11 protein-coding genes are annotated in these 21,498 nt (G+C 75.5%); 6 read left to right on the forward strand and 5 right to left on the reverse strand.

The annotated features are described in order from the left end of the window. Nucleotides 1-73 precede the first annotated feature (73 nt). Nucleotides 74-589, reverse strand: a complete 516-nt coding sequence (locus ACIF6F_RS23210; protein WP_399949522.1) for a hypothetical protein — start codon at nucleotides 587-589, stop codon at nucleotides 74-76. Between the two features lie 476 nt (nucleotides 590-1,065). Here ACIF6F_RS23210 and ACIF6F_RS23215 point away from each other — a divergent pair, with 476 nt between their 5' ends. Further along, nucleotides 1,066-4,416 (forward strand): hypothetical protein, encoded by a 3,351-nt coding sequence (locus tag ACIF6F_RS23215; protein WP_399949524.1) that lies wholly within the window; start codon nucleotides 1,066-1,068, stop codon nucleotides 4,414-4,416. A gap of 154 nt (nucleotides 4,417-4,570) precedes the next feature. Here ACIF6F_RS23215 and ACIF6F_RS23220 read toward each other — a convergent pair whose 3' ends face one another. From ACIF6F_RS23220 to ACIF6F_RS23235, 4 genes are all read right to left on the reverse strand, one after another. Then, nucleotides 4,571-5,791: a monooxygenase gene (locus ACIF6F_RS23220; RefSeq protein WP_399949526.1), complete on the reverse strand. Its 1,221-nt coding sequence runs from the start codon at nucleotides 5,789-5,791 to the stop codon at nucleotides 4,571-4,573. Nucleotides 5,792-6,029: 238 nt separating this feature from the next. Continuing rightward, nucleotides 6,030-7,004: an ABC transporter ATP-binding protein gene (locus ACIF6F_RS23225; RefSeq protein ID WP_399949528.1), complete on the reverse strand. Its 975-nt coding sequence runs from the start codon at nucleotides 7,002-7,004 to the stop codon at nucleotides 6,030-6,032. After that, nucleotides 7,001-10,267, reverse strand: coding sequence for an FtsX-like permease family protein (locus ACIF6F_RS23230; RefSeq protein WP_399949530.1), 3,267 nt, complete (start codon nucleotides 10,265-10,267; stop codon nucleotides 7,001-7,003). Before ACIF6F_RS23230 ends, ACIF6F_RS23225 begins: the two co-directional genes overlap by 4 nt. Before the next feature lies 1 nt (nucleotide 10,268). Continuing rightward, nucleotides 10,269-13,709, reverse strand: a complete 3,441-nt coding sequence (locus tag ACIF6F_RS23235) for an FtsX-like permease family protein (RefSeq protein WP_399949532.1) — start codon at nucleotides 13,707-13,709, stop codon at nucleotides 10,269-10,271. A gap of 226 nt (nucleotides 13,710-13,935) precedes the next feature. On the opposite strand from ACIF6F_RS23235, the gene ACIF6F_RS23240 reads away from it, so the two are divergent. The 5 genes from ACIF6F_RS23240 (at nucleotide 13,936) to ACIF6F_RS23260 (ending at nucleotide 21,231) form a co-directional block, all read left to right on the forward strand. Next, nucleotides 13,936-14,685 (forward strand): ABC transporter ATP-binding protein, encoded by a 750-nt coding sequence (locus ACIF6F_RS23240; protein WP_399949534.1) that lies wholly within the window; start codon nucleotides 13,936-13,938, stop codon nucleotides 14,683-14,685. Between the two features lie 185 nt (nucleotides 14,686-14,870). Next, the gene (locus tag ACIF6F_RS23245) at nucleotides 14,871-16,442 is read left to right on the forward strand and encodes a S8 family serine peptidase (RefSeq protein WP_399949536.1); all 1,572 of its coding nucleotides are present in this window, start codon (nucleotides 14,871-14,873) and stop codon (nucleotides 16,440-16,442) included. A gap of 441 nt (nucleotides 16,443-16,883) precedes the next feature. After that, nucleotides 16,884-18,857, forward strand: a complete 1,974-nt coding sequence (locus ACIF6F_RS23250) for a GTP-binding protein (protein WP_399949538.1) — start codon at nucleotides 16,884-16,886, stop codon at nucleotides 18,855-18,857. Between the two features lie 167 nt (nucleotides 18,858-19,024). Continuing rightward, on the forward strand, nucleotides 19,025-20,194 hold the full coding sequence (locus ACIF6F_RS23255; protein ID WP_399949540.1) for a tryptophan 2,3-dioxygenase family protein: 1,170 nt from the start codon (nucleotides 19,025-19,027) through the stop codon (nucleotides 20,192-20,194). Between the two features lie 272 nt (nucleotides 20,195-20,466). Beyond that, on the forward strand, nucleotides 20,467-21,231 hold the full coding sequence (locus ACIF6F_RS23260; protein WP_399949556.1) for a DUF1206 domain-containing protein: 765 nt from the start codon (nucleotides 20,467-20,469) through the stop codon (nucleotides 21,229-21,231). The last annotated feature ends 267 nt before the right edge of the window (nucleotides 21,232-21,498 follow it).

Genomic DNA, 21,498 nt, shown 5'->3' on the forward strand with positions numbered 1-21,498 from the left:
TTGGGTCAAGGTGGGGGATGCGGTCAGGCGGAGTGCGGGCAGGCGCCGTTGCCGGCGCCGGGGCGCCTGTGTGCTACTTGGAGGTCCTGATCTCCAGGAGCATGAAGTCGCGTCCCTGCTCGTCCGCGGTCTCTCCGACCGGCGTCCAGGTGTTCTTGTCGACCGTGAAGGTCTTCTCCTCGGTCCCGGTGGTCATGTCGACCGTGGAGGCGTAGTCGTTGCCCTTGACGCCGAAGACGGCGGGGATCTCCAGGCTCAGGTAGCCGGTGGTTCCGGTGACCTTGAAGCAGACCTTCTCGTTGGTGCGGGAGTAGACCTCCAGCAGGCCCTCCTCGGAGCCGCAGTCGGCGAGGAGGATGTGGCCGTTGCCCTTCTTCAGCTTGATGTTCCTCTCCGCGAGGATCTTGTCCGCGTTGGGGTAGGCGAAGTCCTCCACCGCGTAGCCCGGGCCCTCGTCCGCGACGGCCTGGGCGGCGATCCCGTCGGTGCCGGTCGTGCCCGTCGAGCCACCCGCGATGGCGACCCAGGCCAGCGCACCGGCCCCGGCAGCGGCTCCGACGGTTCGCAGGATTGCGCTGCGCACGTTCATTTTTCGTCCTGTCGATCGAGGTTTTGTAGTCGCGAATCGGCAGTGCTGGAGTCGTGAATACAGCCGGGCATGCATGCGGCCGGTCCTGTTTATCGCCGGACCTTGCCCAAGACATCCGAATAGCAGCCGCGCGGCCCTCCGGGAGTTGACGGAGTAGAGGTGGACCCCTCGACATGCGGCCTTGCCGATCACTCGAATCAAAACAGCCACAACAAGATCATGCGAAGCGAAAAAACGGGCATGTCGTGATGAACTATCCCTTCCGGTGGGTGAGTTGCGTCACGCATTGGGTGGGTTGCATCGATTTTGCGCAAACTTCTGGATCGCATCAAGCCATTCTCCAGCGGGATATGCAGCGGACTTCCCGGCACGTCCTTTTTCGTCAATCAGCTGCGTAAGGTCACGGCATCACCGTTGTTCGGATACGACTCCCGGCAGCGGTCTGAACCGATGCCGATAAACCAGAGAGGCCTTTCGTGCAGCCAACGTTCTGGAGCCGCCGCCGTTTCGCCGCAATGCTGGCGGCAGGCACGGCCGCAGCCGCCACTCCCCTGCTCTTCTCCACCCCCGTACGTGCCGCACCCCGCAACGTCGCGGCCGGCACACCGCCCCTTCCCGAGACCGACCGCGGCAAGGCGGTCATGGCATGGGCCCTGGGCGGGAGGGCGGTCAAGGAGGCAGCCGCCCACGTCCTGAGCGGCACCGACGATGAGATCACCACCTTCCTCACCCAGGACCTGCCGAGGGCGACACGGATCGACAACCGCGTCGCCGTCTTCACCTACCTGGCCAACGGCGGGAAGGGCATACGCCGTGACGCACAGGCGGCCCTCAACGGCGGTGACACCGCCATCGCCGCGTTCGTCAAGGACGGCTACCGCCCGTCGGTCACCGAGGACATGCGGGTCGCCACCCTCTCCGTCATGGCCAACGGCGGAAAGGCGCTCAAGCGCGAAGGCAACGCCGCACTGACCGCCGGCACCGACCTGGCACTTGAGAAGTACCTGCTCACCGGCCAGTACTCCGCCCGGCTCGAGGACCGGCGCGTCGAGATCATGCGGACGCTCACCAACGCCGGGCCCGAGCTCACCAAGTACGCCAACCGCGCCCTGGACGGGAACGCGGACGACGTGCAGTGGTACCTCGACACCGGCCAGCACATCGCGCGGGCCCGGGACCAGGAGGCCGCCACCATCGACCAGCTCGTCGCCGTCGTCGAACGCGAGGCCGCACGTGCCCGGGAGAACACCGACCTGGCGGTCGAGGCCTCCGCGCGCGCGACCCTCGCCGCCGACGAGGCCAGGAAGGCCGCGGAGAGGGCCGCGTACGAGGCGGAGAAGGCCAAGGACGACGTACGCAGGTCCGCCGCCGCAGCACGGGACGCCGCCAGTGCCGCCGCCGGTGCCGCATCCGCCTCCCGGACCGCCATCCGTGCCTCAAGCGCCGCGGTGGTGGCCTCGCAGCGCGCCTCCTGGGCCGCCACCGCCGCCTCCCAGGCCGCCGCGGCCGCCGGATCGGCCGCCTCGCGCGCCTACAACTCCGCCATCGCAGCATCGAAGGACGCGTCCAAGTCCAACGAGGCCAAGAACGCCGCCGTCGCCGCGCGCGACGCCGCCGCCAAGGCCTACGCCACCGCAGCCGCGGCCGACGAGGCCGCCAAGGCCTCGGAGCAGTCCGCGCAGGCCGGCAAGGACGCCGCCGCCGCGGCCCGCACCGCGGCAGCCGCCGCCACCGCCTCCGCCCAGGCCGCCACCTCGGCCTCCGGAGTGGCCCAGGGCGAGGCCGCCGAGGCCCAGCGCCAGGCAGCGATCGCCACCAACGCGGCCAACCAGGCGACCAACGCCGCGTCCACGGCCAGCGCCCTGGCAAGCGCCGCCGCGAAGGCCGCAGGCGTCGCGCGGGATGCCGCCAAGTCCGCGGCCGGACACGCCGAGAAGGCCGCCGACGCCGCGGAGGAATCGGTCAAGTACGCGGGACAGGCCGTCGACTTCGCCAACAAGGCCACCGCCTACGCCGGCGCAGCCGTACAGGCCGCGAACAACGCCACCACGGCGGTGGAAGAGGCCATCAAGGTCGAGAAGCAGGCCCGCGAGGCCGAGAAGACCACTCTGGAGACCGACCGGATCCAGGGAATGAAGGAAGCCGCTCAGCTCGCCCTCGTGGACAAGGCCGAGCGTGCCGCCATCCTCAACAAGCGGACACAGGAACAGCAGACCGCCCAGGCCACCAGGGACCTCATCGCCAAGGCCGAGCAGGCACTGGGGAACAACGACCTCGCCGCCGCGGCGACCCTGGGCCGCAAGGCGGCCGTCGCACTGCTGGACTCCAAGGGAACCTGGACCCGCCAGGCCGCCCGCTTCGCCCTGTCCGGATCCGACGAGGACGTCTACTCCTGGATCGACCTGGACCGCGAGCTGGCCGCGAACCAGGACAACCGCGAGACGATCCTGTTCATCGCACAGGTGTCCGAGCCTGCCGTCGCCAAGGCTGCGGCGGAGGCCCTGGCCGGAGGCCTGCCCGCCGAAGGCGACTTCAACACTTCCGGCGTCATCAAATCGCGGGCCATGGACAACAGGGTGAACATCCTGAAGATCCTCAACACCAAGCCCGGCAAGGCAGTCACCAAGGCGGCCAACGACGCCCTCAACACCAACACCCCCGAAGCGCTGCAGAAGTTCTTCGACGAGGACCTGAACAAGGCCGTCGAGCAGGACGACGCCGTGGTCACCCTGACCGCCAAGGCCACCGGCGGCGCCTACACCAGGGCCTACGCCGACGTCGCCATGGAAGGCCCGGCCTGGATGCGGCGGCGCTTCGTGGAGACCGTGCTGCACCGGGCGGCCGAACTCGACCACGACTCCCTCTCCCACGCCGCCGCCATGCAGGCGACCATCGCGACCGCGGCCAAGACCGCCCAGGAGGCCGTGGAGAACGCGGCACGGGCATCGGAAGTCGCCGCCCTGGCGCGCAAGGCCGCCACCGAAGCCCAGGAGTGGGCCGGCAAGGCGGTCACCGCAGCGAACGAAGCCGCCCAGAGCGCCACGAAGGCACGCGAGAACGCCGACGCCGCCGACAAGTCGGCAGCCGACGCCCGGGCCTCGGCGGACAAGGCCAGGGAGGCAGCCGCCACCGCACAGAGCGCCGCCCGCTCCGCGAACTACTCCGCCAACCGCGCGATCGACGCGGCCCGCAGCGCGGTCGCCTCCGCCAACAGCGCCAACGCCTCCGCCGCGAACGCCCGCGCCTCCGAGATCGCCGCAGGCAATGACGCGAAGGCCGCCGCCGCAGCCGCCACCGAGGCGCGCCAGACCGCCACCGCCAAGCGGACCGCAGAAATCCAGGCTGCCGCACGCGCGGCTGCCGAGCAGGCCCAAAGGGACCGGGACGCCCAGCGCAACCCCGCCGACTCCTCCACCAACGACCAGGTCAACCCCAAGGGAACCGAAGGCGGCGACAAGGACGAGTGGTGGAACGACGCCTCCTGGTGGGCCGACACCGCCGACAAGGTCAGCGTCGCAGCCGGCCTCCTCGGCGTGGGCTTCGGCGTGGCCTGCGTCTTCTTCCCCGCAGCCCCGGTCCTGGGCAGCATCGCCGCCATCTGCTTCGGCGTATCGGTGGTCGCCTCGGGCATCAGCGCCATCGCCACCGGAATCGAGCACGGCTTCGGCAGCGGTGAATTCGCGGCCGCGGCGGGCCGCTCGGCGCTCTCCCTCGTGACGCGGGGCGGCAGCAAGGCCGCCTCCGTGGTGAAGCCCGTCGTGAAGACGGTCGAGAAGGTGGGCGACCTCGTGTCACCGATCGTCAAGGTCTTCGACAGGGTCGGCTGACGGGGCGGCCGGAAGGCCCGAACCACATGCGCAGAGCACCGGCGAAGCCGGAAGCCGGGGGCGTCCGCCGACCAGAGGATCTCCGGTCGGCGGACGCCCCCGCGCGCGGGCACGAACCGGCCCGCCCCGGGACGGGTGATCCGCAGGAAGCGCCCTACGTGCGCAGCGCTCCGCCTCCGATGCCCGGCGCGCCGCCCAGTTGGTGCTGCCACCAGGTGGCGGTGTCCGCGGCGGTCAGGCCGGTCCAGTCGGGGGTACGTTCCACCTGGGCGCGGCCGAGCCGGCGGGCCAGGGCGACCAGTTCGCGGCCGGCCGGGCCGCGGGCGGCGTCGTAGCGGGCCTGGAGCTCGGTCCACGTGCCGGCGGCGCGCCAGGCCGCCTCGAAGGCGCCGGCGTCCTGGAGCGCCTTGGCGGCCCCGCTGGTGTTGTGCGGGCGCACCACGCTCGCCGCGTCGCCCGCCAGCAGCAGGCCGTCCCCGGCGACGCGGGCGGTCTCCAGGTCGTAGATGGGCTGGACGAGGGTGTCCTGCGCCGGGGTGAGGGCGAGGACCCGGGCCCAGTAGGGCGGGAAGCGGCGTTCCAGGAGCCCGGCCAGGGCGCCGGAGAGGGCCTCGGTGAGCCGGCCGGGCGGGAAGCTCGTCGGGTCGTCCAGCCGGAGCCCCGTACCGGGCGGGGGCACCGCGTACAGGACCCAGTTCACGCGGGGGGCGTCGGGGCCCGGGATGCGGTAGATCACGCAGCTGCCACCGGGGAAGCAGACCGTCGCGACCGTGTCGGAGGGCCAGGGCCCCTCGCCGGGGCCGGCCAGCAGCCGGGCGTCGAAGTTGCCGCGCCAGCAGACGTAACCGGCGTACTGGGGGCGGGAGTCCGGGCAGAGGGCACCGCGGACGGTGGAGCGGTAGCCGTCGGCGCCGACGACCAGGTCGTACGCCGTGCCGGACCCGCCGGCCTCGCGCACCACGGGCCGGCCCGGCCCGCCGGGCGGCGGGGGCGTCAGCCCGGTGACGGCCGCGCCCTGCCGGAAGTCCACCGTCTCCGGTACCGCCTCCCGCAGGCTCTGCCACAGCAGGCCCCAGTGGTACGAGTGGAAGGGGAAGGGCTGTTCCCAGAAGACCCGCCCCGCCGGCGTCCCGTCCGCGGCCAGCCAGGAGCGACGGGCCAGCGGGTGGGCGGCGATGCCGGGCGGCAGGACGCCCGCGGCCCGGAGTTCGGCGGCGCGGTCGTCGTGCACGCACAGGCCCACGCCGCGGTCCGCGAGCCGCCCGCGGGTGCGTTCCAGCACCACGACCCCGTCGGCGCCGCCGCGGGCCGCCGCCGAAGCGAAGGCGCAGCCCGCGATGCTGCCCCCGACCACCGCCACCAGTCCGCCGCGCACCACCGCTCCCTCCGTCGCGTGTCCCGGTCCGTGTGTTCGGACCAGGTCTGTCCGGGCGGCCGTACGCCGACCCCCGGGCGGCCGAGTCTGGCGCACGGGACGGGCGTATCGGGCCGGAAACCACCCGTTCGGCGGCGCAACGGGTGTACGGGAAGGCCCTGTTGCGTGGCGGAGCCGGCCTCGTGGTGCCAAGGGGCTGAAGGTGGGGGCAGGCGCCGGACGCTGCAGGACCCGGGGGTCACTCCGGGGTGTCGGGGCGGACCGCGATGTGGTCGGGTTCGAGTTCGAGGAGGACGCGGTCGGCCATGCCGAGGGCCGCCGTGTACTCGCCCGGCAGCTGGAGGCGGCCGGCCCGGTCGAGGGTGGCGTACTCGCGCGAGACCAGGGACTCCCGGCCGTGGGCGTCCACCTCCGTGCGGCGCAGCACCTCGGAGGCGGTCCGCCCGTCCCTGATGGCGACGGTGCGGCGCACCTCCGAGGCCACGGCCTGGTCGTGCGTGACGATCACGATGGTGGTGCCCAGCTCGTCGTTGGCGCGCCGGAAGGCGGCGAAGACCTGCTCGGCGGTGGCGGAGTCCAGCTCGCCGGTGGGTTCGTCGGCCAGCAGCACCGATGGGGAGTTGGCCAGTGCCACGGCGATGGCGACGCGCTGCTGCTGGCCGCCGGAGAGCTGCCGGGGGCGGTGGTCGGCGTACTCGGCCACGCCGAGCATCGACAGCAGCTCCCGGGCCCGCGCCGCCTGCTCGCGCCGGCGGCCGCGGCCGCGCAACCGCATCGGCAGCGCCACGTTCTGAGCGGCCGTCAGGTACGGGAGGAGGTTGCGGGAGGTCTGCTGCCAGACGAAGCCGACCACGTTCCTGCGGTAGTCGAGCCGGCCCGCGGCGTCCATGGCGAGCAGGTCCCGGCCGGCCACGCGGGCCGCGCCCGCGGTGGGCACGTCCAGGCCCGCGAGGATGTTCATCAGGGTGGACTTGCCGCTGCCCGAGGCGCCGACCAGTGCCATCAACTCCCCCTCGCGGACGAGCAGGTCGAGCCCCTGGAGGGCCTGGACCTCGACGCCGTCCGTCGTGAAGACGCGGACCAGCCGGTCGCAGGCGATCAGGGCGTCGTGGCCGTACGAGGGCCGGTCCCGGTGTGCGGCCGCGCGGCGCTCCAGCTCCGCCAGGGTGGGCCGGGCGTCCGTCGCGCCGGCCCCGGTCTTGGTGTCCGTCATCGCGTGTCTCCCGGTCCGTGCGTCGTCGAGGGGGTGCGTCGGCGGCCCGGCCGCCACGACTGGGCCGCGGCCACCACGGCCGCCAGCACCACGACACCGGCCGCGGGCAGCGCCAGCGACCAGGCGTCGGCGCGCAGCGGGAGGGCCGGGGGCGGGGTGAGGGCGGGCGCGGCGGTGAGGACCAGCCGGGTCAGGTCGATGCCGGGGGCGACCAGCCGTACCGTCGCCCAGGCGGTGAGTACGCCGCCGCCCCCGGCCAGCAGCGTCTGCGGCAGGGCCTCCAGCAGTACCAGGGCCCGGCCCTGGCGGGCGCCGAGGCCCAGGGTGCGCAGCCGCAGCAGGAGCGCGGCCCGGTCGGGCGCGGAGCGCAGCAGGGAGAGCAGCAGGGCGACGGCGGCGTACCCGGCGCCGGCCGCGACGGCGGTGGCGTAGACGGCTTCGGCGCCCCGCTGGAGCGGGGTGTCGGTGAGCGCGGCACGTTCGGCGGCCCGCAGCCGTACGGGCAGGCCGCCGGCGGCGGCGCGCAGGGCCTCGGGGTCGGGGTCGCCGGTGGCGAGCAGGGCCGTGACGCCGGTGCCGGGCAGGCCCGCGACGTCGACGAGGAGGAACTCGCCGCGCGGGGCCGCAGGGGTGACGGGGCGTACGGCGACGACGCGTACCGTCACCTCGCCGCCGGCGGTGGAGACGCGGCGGGGCCCGTCGCCGAGGCGGGCGGCGAGGGCCGGCGAGGCGACGGCGTCGAGCACGCCGGCGGAGCGGCCGAGGGCAGTGGCGGGGAAGGCGCCCAGTCCGGTGCTGCGGGCGAGCCGGGCGTAGGCGGCCGGTTCGACGCCGACCAGGGTCAGGGCACGGGGGCTGCCGGCGCTCTGGCCGGCGGTGCTGCTCCGGTTGCCCGAGGTGTGGCTGCCCGTGGTGGGGTCGCCCGTGGTCTGGCTGCCCGCCGCGGAGGCCGTGCGGTCGATCCGTACGCCGGTCACCTCACGCACCCCCGCTACGCGCCCGACGGCCGTCTCCGTGCCGGCGGGCAGCGGGCGGGACTCGCCGGGGGCCGCGACGCGTACGTCGGCGCCGGTGGCCAGCAGCGCGGCGCGGTCCCGGGCGTCGGTGACCCCGGCCAGTACGGATCCGCCGAGCGCCGCCGTGGTCAGGGCCACCAGCAGGGCGAGCAGCGGCAGCACCCCGGCGGCGGGGGCGCGGCCGGCCCGGGCGAGCGCGAGGAAGCCGACCGCGCCGCGCAGCCGGCGGGCGGGACGGGCGGCCCAGCGCAGGGGCAGGGGGTAGAGGCGGACCAGGACGAGCGCGGCGGTGAGGGCGACGAGGACCGGGGCGGCCGCGGCCAGCGGGCCGCCCGCCTCCGCGGGGTCCCGGCCGCGCAGGGCCTGGAGCGAGGCGGCGGCCAGGACCAGCAGGGTCAGCTCCGCGACGGTGCGGGCGCGACCGGGGCGGGCGGTGAGGAGGTCGTCGCGCTCGCCGTGGGCGCGGGGGCGGCGGTGCGCGAACACCGCGGGCAGCGGCAGGGCGGCGCAGGCCAGCACCGCCACCGCGGCAGCGGCGGCGGTGGCGGGCAGCCATCCGGAACCGTCGGTCAGGAGCAGGGCCGCGAGCAGCCCGGCGGCGGCGGCCGGTACGGCGATCACCGCGGCCTCCCCTGCCAGGCGAGTCCCGATGCCGGTGAGGGACGCGCCGCGGGCGCGCAGCAGGGCCAGTTCGTCGCGGCGGCGGGCGGCGGTCAGACTGCCCGCCATGGCCAGGACCACCGCCGCGACGGCCGCGGTGCCGACGGCGGCCGGGGCGACGATGCCGGAGACGGCCTCGCGGGCCGCGAGGTGGCCGTCGAGCACGGTTTCCAGGTCGGTGCTGAGCGTTGCCGTGTTCCCCGCGACGGTGCGCAGTCGCAGCAGGTCGGGCCCGCCTTCGAGGGAGGCGATGCGGCGGAGTGCTGCCGGGGTGTCGCGGGTGGTGAGGCCGTCGGTGGCCGGCGCGAACTGCCAGTACCGCTCGGGCTTGGCCTGGGTGCCGAGGAGGGCGGGTGCGGCGTCCGGGTGCAGGAGGAGGGCGGCCTGCCAGTGGTACGCCGGGGTGCCGCCCTTCTTCTCCGCGGCGAGGCCGGCGGTGCGCAGGAGCGGGGTGGCGGACCAGTAGGAGCCTTCGGGGATGCGCGGCTCGACGGTGCCGGTGACCGTGACCGTGAGCAGGTCGTCGCCGGACGCGCCGACCATGAGGTGCACGACGGAGCCGGCGCGCAGGCGCAGGGCGGCGGCGGTGCCGGTGGTGACGGCCGCCTCGACCCGGCGGGTGCCGGAGTTCACCGGAGCGGCGGCGGCCGGCAGGCGACCGGTGCGCACGGTGGCGTGCGCGGCGAGACCGGACTGCGCGGCCAGCGTGAAGCGGGGCGGGACGGCGTCCGGGCGCGGCAGCCACGGATCGGTGGCGGCCATCGGATCCGTGGTGCGGACGCCGTACGCGGACTGGTCGGGGTCCGCCCGGAGCGGAGCCGGCAGCGCGGCCGCGGCGCGGGTGTGGACGGCGGCCAGCGGAGCGGGGCGCAGGGCCTGCTCCCGAGCGGAGTCCGGCAGTCCGAGGCCGGGCTGGGGGGCGGAGAGTTCGAGGACGGTGCCGGCGGCGGGCGCGTGGCGGACTGCGTACCGCAGGGCCCGGGTCTCGTACGCGTCCACGGCACGCGGAAGGGCCGCGGCCAGGAAGGCCGTGACGAGCACGAGCAGCCCGAGGGCCAGGGCGGCGGGCCGAGCGGTCCGCAGCCGGGTCCGCACCCAGGGGGCGGGGGTGCGGGCCTGCCGGGGGTGGGAGGTGGGGACGGCGAGCGTGGCGGGGGCGCCGGTGGCGGTGCCGTTCGCGGCGGGTCCGGTGGCGGCGGGGCCGCCGGCCGCCGCACGGTTCGCCGCGGACCCGGTTGCTGCCGGGCCGGCCGCAGCAAGGCCGGTGGAGGCAGGGCCGCGGCCGTCGGTTGCAGCACCGTCCGCGGCTCGGCCGCCGGCGGTGGGACCGGCGGAGGCAGGGCCACCGGCCGCCACGCCGTTCGCGGTCGGCCGGGTGGCCGTGTGACGCCCGGCCGCCGGACCGTCGGAAGCCGGACCGCTCGCCGCCGGGTCACCGGCGGCCGCCGGGCCGGAGGCCTGACCCTCCGCGGCAGCACCCTTCTCGAAAGGGCCCTCGGCGGGCGGGCGCTGCGCGGCAGGGCCGTCGGCGGATGGGTCGTTGGCGGTGGGGTCGTTGGCGGTGGGGTCGTTGGTGGGGTGGGTCATGTCAGCTGTCCCCCTGGTCGCGCAGCGAGGGCGCGGGGCCGGCGTGGCGGAGTGCGAGTGCGGCCGCGGTGAGCAGCGGTACGGCGGCCACTCCGGCGAGCAGCAGGCCCAGATGGGTCCAGGGCAGTTCGACGAGGACCGGCGGCAGGGGCCGTTCGGCGCGCGCCGTGAGTACGAGGAGCGGTACAGCTGCCCGGGTGAGCAGGACGCCGATGCCGAGCCCGGCCAGTACGCCCACCAGGACGAGCAGACCGTGTTCGGCGGCGGAGAGGGCGGCGAGCCTGCGGCGGGAGGCGCCCAGGGCACGGAGCACGGCCAGTTCGGCGGCCTGTTCCCGGAGGGACCCGGCCGCGCTGACCGCGAAGCCCACGGCGGCGAGGGCGGCTGCCGCGACGGTGACGGCGAGCAAGGCGGCGCGGGGGCCCCGGCCGAGCGGGTCGTCGAGGAGGGCGGCCGCGCGTTCGTCCCGTACCAGCACCTCGTCGGCGGAGCCGGCGTCGGGGCGGGCGCGCAGGGCGGCGGCCACGCCGGCCGCCTCGCCGGGGCGGGTGCTCAGCCACCACTCGGTGGGGGCCAGGGTCCCGCTCCCCCGTTCCGTCAGCGCCCGGTTGACGGTGCGCAGGTCCAGCAGGAGGGCGCCACCGGTGGCGGCCGAGGTGCCGGCGTCCCCGGCCGGGCCTCCGGTGGTGGGGAGTTGGCGCACCGTCCGCACCAGCCGTACCGTCAGCCGCTCGCCGGCCAGGGTGACGTCGACGCTGTCGCCGGGGCGTGCGGCCGCGGCGTCCAGGAAGGCGTCGGTGGCGATGGCGGGGACGGGTCGGGTACCCGTGGCGGAGCCGGCGGAGCCGGTCGGGGTGGGGCGGGCCGTGCGGTAGCGGACCGCGTACGCGTCGTCCGGGTCGGCCGCCGTGCCCGTGTCGTACGCCAGGGCGATCGGCAGGCCGGTGGCGGTCGCGAGTTGCTGTGCCGGGCGCTGTTCGCCGTCCCGGGTGCCGGTCATGACGCCCTGCCAGTGCACGGCGGCGGGCGGGGTGAGGGCGCTGGGGGTGCCGTCCGGGGCACGGGTGTGCAGAGCGGTGATCTCCAGGCGGTGGGCCTCGGACGCGGTGGCCGGCGGGGTGCCGCGCAGTTGGAGGCCCGTCAGGCGGAGGGGGCCGGCCGGGGCGTGTCGGGCGCCGGAGGCCGTGCGGTCGAGGTCGACGGTGAGCCGGCGCGGGCGGGCGTCCGCGGGGACGGGGCCCGCCGTGAGCTCGTACGGCAGGCCGAAGCGGTCCTCGGCCAGCACGGTGAGGACCGGCGGCGGGACCGGTGCCTCCGGCGGGGCCGGGAGGGCCGCGCGGGGCGGGTGCGGGCCCTTGCGGGTGGCGGTCAGGCTCAGGTCGAGCGTGAGGGCGCGGGCGTCGTCGGGGAGGTGGATGCCGGGGTCGGGGAGGTGGATGGCGCGGTCGGGGGCGGGCGCGGGTCCGCCGCCGGACCCGGTGGGCCCGCCGTCGGCGGGCCGGTTCGGGGAGAGCGCGCGCAGCAGGGCGGTGGCCGGCTCGTCGGCGAGGTCGCGGCGGAGCAGCAGCCGTTCCGGGGCGTCGCCCGGGCCGAGGGCGAGCACAGTGGCGGTGCGGCCGCCCGAAAGGTCCACGGTGGTGCGGTGGGCGGGGGCGGCCTGCCGTACGCCCGGCCACTGCGCGTAGAGGCCGGACTGGCCCGGGCCGCCGGGGCGGGCGTCGAGGACGCGTACGGAGGTACCGGTGGCGTAGTCGGCCTGATCGCGCTGCGAGCGGTCCCAGGAGGCGCCCTGGCCGACGGCGAGGGTGCCCATGGCCGTCGCGAGGACCAGCAGCAGCACCGGCCCGGCCCCGCGCAGCGGTCGGCGGGCCAGGTGCCAGCCGGCCAGCGCGGGCCCGAGGCCGCGGGACCTGGCGGCCCGGCGTTCGGCCAGCCGGGCCAGGGGCGGCAGGAGACGGAGGGTCAGAACGGTGCCGGCGAGCAGTGCGAGCGCGGGGGCGGCGACGAGCAGCGGGTCGACGCCGAGACCGGAGTCCGCGGCGTCGGACGGGTCCGCGGCGCCGGTGCGCCGGTCCAGCTGCCAGTAGGCCACGCCCGCGACGAGCACGAGGCCGAGGTCGGCGCCCGCCCGCACGGGTGCGGGCAGCGCGCCCTCCCGGCCGCGGCGGAGGCGTACGGTGCCGTCCGCGGCGGCGGTCAGCGCGGGCGAGACGACGGCCGCCGCGCAGCACAGCGCGACCGCCGCGGCCACCGCCCACACCCCGGCGGGCGGCGCGGCCCGGAACCCGGTGCCCTCGCCGGTCCCCGCGTACTCGCTGATCAGACGGGTGAGCGGGCCGGCCAGCAGCGGGGCCAGCAGGGCGGCGGGCGCGGCGAGCAGCAGGGCCTCGGTGGCGGCGAGGACGGCGACGCGTGCCCGGGAGGCGCCGCGGGCGCGCAGCAGGCCGGTCTCGCCGGAGCGCTGGGCGCTGAGCAGCCGGGCCACGAGCATCAGGGCGTACCCGGCGAGCAGGACGAGTTGCAGGGCGACGATCAGCAGGGTGGAACGGGCGACGACCAGGGCCCGCGAGGTCTGCGCCAGGACGGCGGGCAGGGCGGTGCGGACGGTGGCGCCGGACGTGAACCCGGGCTCCGCGCGCAGGGCTTCCGGTCCGCTGGTCGCCGCGGCGCGGAGGGCGTTGATCCGGCCGGTGGTGAGGGCGCCGGGGTCGGCGGTGGCCAGCCAGCCGGACGTTCCGGTGGAGGTGCGGCCGGAGGCGAGGAGCGAAGGGGCGGCGAGCAGGGGGCCGTACGTGGTGAACACACCGGTGCGGACGGCGCGTCCGGCGAGGGGATCGAGCTGCCAGTACGGGTCCCGGGTGTCGTGGGCCTGGTAGGTGCCGGTGATCCGGACGGTGAGCGGTGTGCCGGTCAGGCGGTCGACGAGGCGCAGCCGGGCGCCGGGGGCGATGCCGAGGCGCCGGGCGGCGGCCTGGGGCAGGGCGGCGGCGACCTCGGCCCCAGCAGTGCCGGGGGCGGCGGCCGCACCGGGGAGGGTGCCGGCGGTGACCCGGATCCGGGTGGGGTCGAGGGCGGCGAAGTGGGTGAGGTCCGGGTTGCCGGAGCGGGCGGCGGCCGGCTGGAGGGCGCGCGGGAGCTCGTACGGACCCGAGGCGGTGAGCCTGCGCACCGTCACCGGCAGCCCGTCGAAGGTGCGGTGGGCCGCGCGCTCCACGGCGGCGTCGGCGGCGGCGCGGCGCTCCGGGGGTACGTCCGCGCTCACCACGAGGGCTGCGGAGGCCGCGGCCGGCCCCCGCAGCGTCCCGCGCAGGGCGGCGTCCCCGACGGAGGCGGAGAAGGCGGCGAGCGCGGCGAGGACCGCGGTGGTGAGGAGGACGGCGAGCAGGGCGCAGGCGAGCAGCAGCCGGTGCGCGCGTGCGCGCAGCAAGATGAACGCCGTCACTGAACACCCGCCCCCCGGCCGACGGTCCTGGGTGCCGGCTCGTTCGGTTTTCTATCAAGAAATGATGTTGAAGCAAATGGGAATCGTCCAGGAATGGCCCAGGAATGGGCGGCGAACGCTCCCGCTTCGACAGGAGTTGCGTCCCGCTCCGTCATTGCCCGGACAAGTTCCGCCTGCCCATACTGGGCCGGAACGATCACGTACGGGGATGCACGGGGGCGGACCGATGGCGGAGCGGAGCGGCGGTACACAGGTGGCCGTGGACGGGGCGGGCACGGACGGCGAGGACCCCGGGGCCGGCCACCCCATGGTGGCGGTGACGGACCTGCACCGCTCGTACGGCAGCGGCCCGGCCGCCGTGCACGCCCTGGCCGGTGCGACGTTCGAGGTCCGGCGCGGTGAACTGGTGGCCCTCAAGGGCCGCTCCGGGGCCGGCAAGACCACGCTGCTCAACCTGGTGGGCGGGCTGGACGGCCCGGACCGGGGGCGGGTCGTCATCGACGGGACCGCGCTGGACGGACTGGGCGCGGAGGAGCTGCTGGAGCTGCGGCGCGACCGGATCGGCTTCGTCTTCCAGAACTTCGGGCTGATCCCGATCCTGACGGCGGCGGAGAACGTCGGGGTGCCGCTGCGGCTACGCCGTACGGACCCGCGCGAGCGCGACGAGCGGGTGGCGCTGCTGCTGGCCCTGGTGGGCCTGGCCGGCCATGCCGACCAGCGGCCCACCGAGCTCTCCGGCGGCCAGCAGCAGCGGGTCGCGATCGCCCGCGCCCTGGCGAACCGCCCCTCCCTCCTCATCGCCGACGAGCCCACCGGCCAGCTGGACGCGGCCACCGGCCTGACGATCATGGAGCTGCTGCGCTCGGTGGTCCGCAGCGAGGGCGTGACGGCCCTGGTGGCCACCCACGACCCCCAGCTTCTGGACCTCGCCGACCGCGTCCTGGAACTCCGCGACGGCCGCATCACGGCGCAGTAGCGGGGCGGCCGAAGCCCCGCCCTCGTGGTCGCGCGCGTTGTGCCGAAACAGTGGCAACACGCCAACTTCCGCCAGGGGGGCGCGAATTGATGTTCCGACACGCCAGATGCGCCCTTGCCCGGAAGGGGCGGACGAGACAGTCTTGCGGGACGGGACCGGCAGGGGGTCCCAGGGGGGAGTGAATCATGCATGCCAGAAATCAGACACGCCGTCGTCGGCTGACCGTACTGGCGGTCGCCGCCGCCACGCTGCTCGGGGGCGTCACCGCCGCATCCGCGGAGGCCGCGCCGCCGCCCGAGGGCACGGTGGCCAACGCCGGAGCGCCGGGCACCATCCCGGGCCAGTACATCGTCATCCTGAACCAGGCCAAGGCGAAGTCGCAGTCGCCCGCCGGACGTTCGGTCGTCGAGCGGTACTCCGGCAAGATCCGCCGCACGTACGAAGCGGCGCTCAACGGCTACGCGGCGGAGATGACCGAGCAGCAGGCCAGGCGGCTGGCCGCCGACCCGGCCGTGGCCGAGGTCGTCCAGGACGCCGCGGTGAAGGCCGACACCACGCAGCCGACGCCGCCCTCGTGGGGGCTGGACCGGCTCGACCGCCGCCGCAAGCCGGGCCAGAACCAGAAGTACACGTACCCGACCAGCGCGGGCACGGGCGTGACGGTGTACGTCATCGACACCGGCGTCAACTTCGGCCACCAGGACTTCGGCGGACGCGCGCGGTCCGGGTACGACGCCATCGCACCCGGCACACCGGCCGACGACGAGCAGGGCCACGGCACGCACGTGGCCGGGACCGTGGCCGGCACCACCTTCGGCGTCGCCAAGAAGGCCAAGATCGTCTCCGTCCGGGTGCTCGACGCCAACGGCCGCGGGACCGTCTCGCAGGTGGTCGCGGGCATCGACTGGGTGACGCGCAAGGCCGTCAAGCCGGCCGTGGCCAACATGAGCCTCGGCGGCAGCCCGAACTCCGCGCTCGACACGGCCGTGCGGAACTCGATCTCGAAGGGCATCACGTACGCCGTCGCGGCGGGCAACGACAACGAGGACGCCTCGCAGCACTCGCCGGCCCGTGTGGGCGCCGCGATCACGGTGGGTTCCACGCAGAGCGACGACCGGCGGTCGGACTTCTCCAACTACGGTCCGCTGGTGGACGTGTTCGCGCCGGGTACGAACATCACCTCGGCCGTCTGGTGGGACAACAGCTCCTCGACGACCCTCTCGGGCACGTCGATGGCGACCCCGCACGTCGCGGGCGCCGCGGCGCTGTACCTCTCGGCCCACCGCACCGCCAGCCCGGCCACCGTCTCGAAGGCCCTCAAGGACAGCTCCACCACCGGGCAGATCTGGGACCGGGGCACGGGCTCGTACAACCGCCTGCTGTACGTGGGCTCGACGCCGCTGAAGCCGGTGGGGCCGCGGTTCACCAACAGCAACAACCACACCATCAGCGGCAACCAGCCGGCGACCAGCTCCGTCACCGTCACCGGCCTCTCGGGCAACGCGCCGAGCAACCTGGAGGTCGCGGTCTCCGTCAAGTTCCCGGCCTACGGGTTCCTGTCGGTCGACCTGATCGCCCCCGACGGGACGGTCTACCCGATCAGCCTCACGGACTCCACGTGGGACATGCCGGACGTGGGCGGCATCTGGACGGTCAACGCCTCGGCCGAGGCGGCCAACGGCAAGTGGAAGCTGCGGGCCCACGACCCGTGGTCGAGCAATTCGGGCTACATCAACAGCTGGACCCTCCGCTTCTGACCGAGGCTCCACCCGCCCGACAACACACCCGGTGCCCCGGTCCCGCCTCCCGCGGGGCCGGGGCACCGGCATGCGTGGCCGCCGGCCTTGCCCTGTTGCCGCGCCGCCCCCCGCGCCGCCCCCCGCACCGCCCCCGCGCCGCCCGCGGGACGCCCGTCCACGGCGCACGCTCAGCACGACCACGAGGCGGCCGGCGGGACTCGGCCGGGCGAGGCCGTCGTACAACGAGGCAGCACATCAGCAGCGCCCAGGGCGGCGTCAGCAGCAGCACCGGTCGCCCCGGCACCGGCGCGCGACGGGATAAATGCGTTGCCGCTCCCCCGGTCGCCCTGTCACCCTCCTCGGGCACCACAACCACGAGCGAGGAGCAGCCTGCGATGCGCGGAACGTCCATGTCCCCCACGGAAGGAACGGTCATCAACCCGAAGGACATGACGCTCAGTGCAGTCAACGCAACGCACGCTGAACCTGGGGATCCTGGCGCACGTCGACGCCGGTAAGACGAGCCTGACCGAACGGCTGCTGTACGCCGCCGGGGTCATCGACGAGATCGGCAGCGTCGACGCGGGCAGCACCCGCACGGACAGCCTGGAACTCGAACGCCGCCGCGGCATCACCATCCGGTCGGCGGTCGAGAACTTCCGGCTGGGCTCCGGCGCCCGCGCGGTGTCCGTCAACCTCGTCGACACGCCCGGGCACCCCGACTTCATCGCCGAGGTCGAGCGGGTGCTCGGCGTCCTCGACGGCGCCGTCCTCGTGGTCTCCGCGGTGGAGGGCGTCCAGCCCCAGACGCGCGTCCTGATGCGGACCCTCAAGCGCCTCGGCATCCCCACCCTCGTCTTCGTCAACAAGGCCGACCGGCGCGGCGCGGACGACGTCCGCGTGGTCGGCGAGATCGAGCGCCGGCTCGGCGTGCCGGTCGTCCCCATGGGCCGGGTCGTGGACGGCCTGGGCACGAAGGAGGCGCGGACCGCGCTCTTCGCCGCGGACGACCCGCACTTCGCCCGGCGGCTGCTGGACGTGCTCGCCGCCCACGACGACGACCTGCTCGGCGCCTACCTGGCCGACGAGCGTTCCGCGACGCCCGGGCGGCTGCGCCGCGCGCTGGCCGGCGCGACCCGGGCCGGCCGGGTCCACCCGGTGTACGTCGGCTCGGCCGTGACCGGCGCGGGCGTGCCGGAGCTGGTCGACGCGGTGCGCGAACTCCTGCCCGCCGTACGCCCCGACGCCGACGGACCGCTGTCGGGCCGGGTGTTCAAGGTGGAGCGGGGCGAGCGCGGCGAGAAGCTCGCGTACGCCCGGCTGTTCTCCGGCACGCTCGCCGTGCGGCAGCAGGTGCGGGTGGGTGACGGCGAGGGACGGGTCACCGGACTGGCCGTCTTCACCGGCGGCACGCTGGAACGCCGGGCCGCGGCCCGGGCCGGGGAGATCGCGGTGCTGCGCGGCCTCGCCGAGGTCCGGATCGGCGACGCCGTCGGCCGCGAGCCGCGGGACCGTCCGTACGGGCGGGTCTTCGCGCCGCCCTCCCTGGAGACCGTGGTGGTGCCCGCCGGACCCTCCGACGAGGGCGGGCTGCACCTGGCACTCGGCCGGCTCGCCGAGCAGGATCCGCTGATCGGCCTGCGCCAGGACCCCGCGGGCGGCCGGCTCTCGGTGTCGCTCTACGGCGAGGTGCAGAAAGAGGTGCTCCAGACCACCCTCGCCGAGGAGTTCGGGCTGGCGGTGCGCTTCGAGGAGACGACCCCGATCTGCGTGGAGCGCGTGACCGGCACGGGCGCCGCCCACGAGGTGCTCGACCACGACGGCAACCCGTTCCTGGCGACCGTCGGCCTGCGCGTCGAGCCGGGGCCGCCGGGCGGCGGCGTGGTGTTCCGGCGCGAGGTAGAACTCGGCTCGCTGCCGCTGTCCTTCATGCGGGCGGTCGAGGAGACCGTGCACACCACACTCGGCCAGGGCCTGTACGGCTGGCAGGTGCCGGACTGCACGGTCACCATGACGCACTCGGGCTTCTGCAGCATCCGCAGCACCGCGGGCGCGTTCCGTGCGCTGACCCCGCTGGTGCTGATGGCCGCCCTGGCACGGGCCGGCACGGCGGTGCACGAGCCGGTGCACCGCTTCCGGCTGGAGTTCCCGCAGGCCGCCTATCCTGCGGTGGCCCTCGCCCTGGCGCGGGCCGGGGCCGTCCCGGGCACGCCGGCGGCGGAGGGCGACGGGTACGTGCTGGAGGGGTGCGTACCGGCCGACCGGGTGCACGGCCTGGAGCGGGAGCTGCCGGGGCTCACGGGCGGCGAGGGCGTCCTGGAGTCGGCCTTCGACCGCTACGCCCCCGCCGCGGCCCCGCGCTGCCGCCCCCGCACGGACGGCAACCCGCTGCACCGCGAGGAGTACCTGCTGCACGCCCACCGGCGGATCTGAGGCGGGGCGGGGCACGGCACGGGAGGGGCCGCGGCGGCGCATCCCGCTGCCGCCCCCCTGTCAAGACACGAATGTCCGCGACGTGACGCGCCCCGCCCCGGCCCCGCCTACTGGGAGTCCCCCACCCCACCCCGACGGTGAGGCCCACGCCGAGGAGGCGACGAGAGATGACCATGGAGCTGCCCGCGTGCCGGGACGGATACCTGCTGGCCCGCCGGGTCACGGACGAGGTGCGCCGGACCGGGAAGCACTTCCTTCCGGACCCCGTGCTCCGGAGCCTGGGCGCCCTCAGGTCCGGCCACGCCACCGACCGGCTGCCGTACCTGCGCACCTTCCTGGACTGCCTGCTCGACAAGCACGACGGACGCTACGCGAACCGGACCTACCTCTCCCTCCCCCTGCTGGAACTGGTCCTGGACGACCCGGACGGGCCGTTGGACCCCAACCACATGGCGACGCTGCTGATAGCCGACGTCGTGCGGTACGAGTCGCGGGTACCGGAGCCCGGCGGCCGGTCTTCCGGCGGCGGGCCGGACCCCGATCCGCCCGGCCCCGACACCACGCGCAAGCGGCTGCGCCACGCCCTGCGGTTCGTCTCGGACGACCTCGGCGGCCGGGACGCGGGCGAGGTCGCCGACCTCCTCCCCCGGCCCCCCGCCACCGCCGCCGGCCGCTGGTTCGACCTGACCGTCCAGCCGGTGTACGTCCTGCACGACGAGTTCTTCTTCATCCGCGCCCTCCAGGCCCACGAGATGCTCTTCACCGCGGTCGTGGCGGACGTCCGGGCCGCGATCACCGCGCTCCGCGACGACCGGCCGGGGGACGCGGCCGGGCACGTGGACCGGGCGGCCGCCTCGGTCGACCGGGCCGCGGCCCTGTTCCGGCTCGTGGCCACCATGCGGCCGGACCACTTCGCGGCGTTCCGCCGGTACACCCAGGGCGCCAGCGCCATCCAGTCCGAGCAGTACAAGCGGTTCGAGGTGCTGTGCGGGCTGCCGTCCGGCGAGCGGCTGTGCTCGGCGGCGTTCGCGGGCGTCCCGGCCGTACGCGCGGAGGCCGAGGACGCCGGTCACGACACGGTGGCCCGGGCCTACCTGGACCTGCGCCGCCGGACCCCGGTGGGGCACGCGGAACGGGACCTGCTGCACGCGGCCCTGGCCCGCCTGGAGGACCGGCACCAGCGATGGAAGGCCACCCACCGGAGCCTCGCGGCCCGCATGCTCGGGGACGCGCCCGGCTCGGGCTACACCGACGGGGTCCCGTACCTGACCGAGTGCCTGGGCAACCGGCTGTTCCGGCAGCTCGCCGAACGGCCCGCGGCCCGGCGCGTCACCTGACCGCCCGGATCCGGCCGGCCGCACATCAGACGGCGCGGGCGGGGAAGGGGCGGACCTGAGCGGCCCGCCGACGCGGTCACGGAGAGCCACCGGCGGCCGCCGCGAGCAGGTGCCCGTACCCCCGCCGCACCGGGCGGCGGGACGGACGGGCCCGGGAAGGGGCTCGGCCCATGTCCTCGTACGGCGAACCGGCGACCCGACGCGACTCGCGGCCCGGCACCGAAGGCCCCGACCACGGGGGGCGCGCCAGACGCGAGACGCGCCGGGCGATCATGGTGGCCGCCCGCACCGGGCTGGCGACGCGCGGGGTGCTGTACGTCCTGGTGGGCCTGCTGGCGCTGCAGGTGGCCTTCGGGGACACCGGCGAGGAGGCCGACCGGTCGGGCGCACTGGCCACCCTGGCCGACCGCTCCTACGGCTCCGTACTGGTGTGGGCCATCGGAATCGGCCTGGGCGCCATGGCCCTGTGGCGGCTGTCGGAGGCGGTGTTCGGTGCCACCGGACCCGACGGCCGCAAGGCCACGAAGCGGGCCTCCTCCGCCGCCCGGGCGGTGTTCTACGGGGTGCTGGCCTACTCCGTCCTCTCCTTCGCCGCCGGCCGCAAGGAGAACCGTTCCGGCGACGAGCAGTCCCGAGACCTCACGGCGCGGGTGATGGACGCTCCCGCGGGCCCCTGGCTGGTCGGAGCGGTCGGCTGCGGCATCGCGATCGGGGGCATCGTCATCGCGGTACAGGCCGCGATGCGCATGTTCCGCAAGGAGATGGACACGACGGCCCTTCCCCCCTGGGCGCGAACGACCGTGGACACGGTAGGCGTCGTGGGCGGCCTCGCCCGCGGTGCCGTCTTCACGGCCGCGGGCGGCTTCCTGGTGTACGCGGCGGCCGACTACGACCCGGCGAAGGCCAGAGGCGTCGACGACACCCTCCGCGCCTTCGCGGAAACCCCCGCCGGGCCCTGGCTGCTGGTCGCGGTGGCCGCCGGACTCCTGCTGTTCGGCGTGTTCTCCTGGGCGATGGCAGTCTGGCGGCGAGTCTGACGCCGGATCCAGCCCAGACGGGGCTGCGGGCCCCCTCGCCGACCCCCGTGTTCCGCGGGCCCCGGCAAGCCGGTACGGGCGCCCGCTACGCAGACCCCCGTGCCCGCACCCCACCCCCGCCCGCCGCCTCCTTGGCTGCCCTGGTGGGTCGTGTGGTGTGTGGGGAAGGTGTTTGAGGCGTCGTGGCAGGCTGGACCGGAGGCAGGCCCGGGCCTGGGGTGGCCGAAGGCCAGGGCGAAGCCCCTTGCCCCAGGGGTGGGCCTGCCG

It is taken from the genome of Streptomyces sp. NPDC086023 (genome assembly GCF_044540325.1).
Classification (GTDB): Bacteria; Actinomycetota; Actinomycetes; order Streptomycetales; family Streptomycetaceae; genus Streptomyces.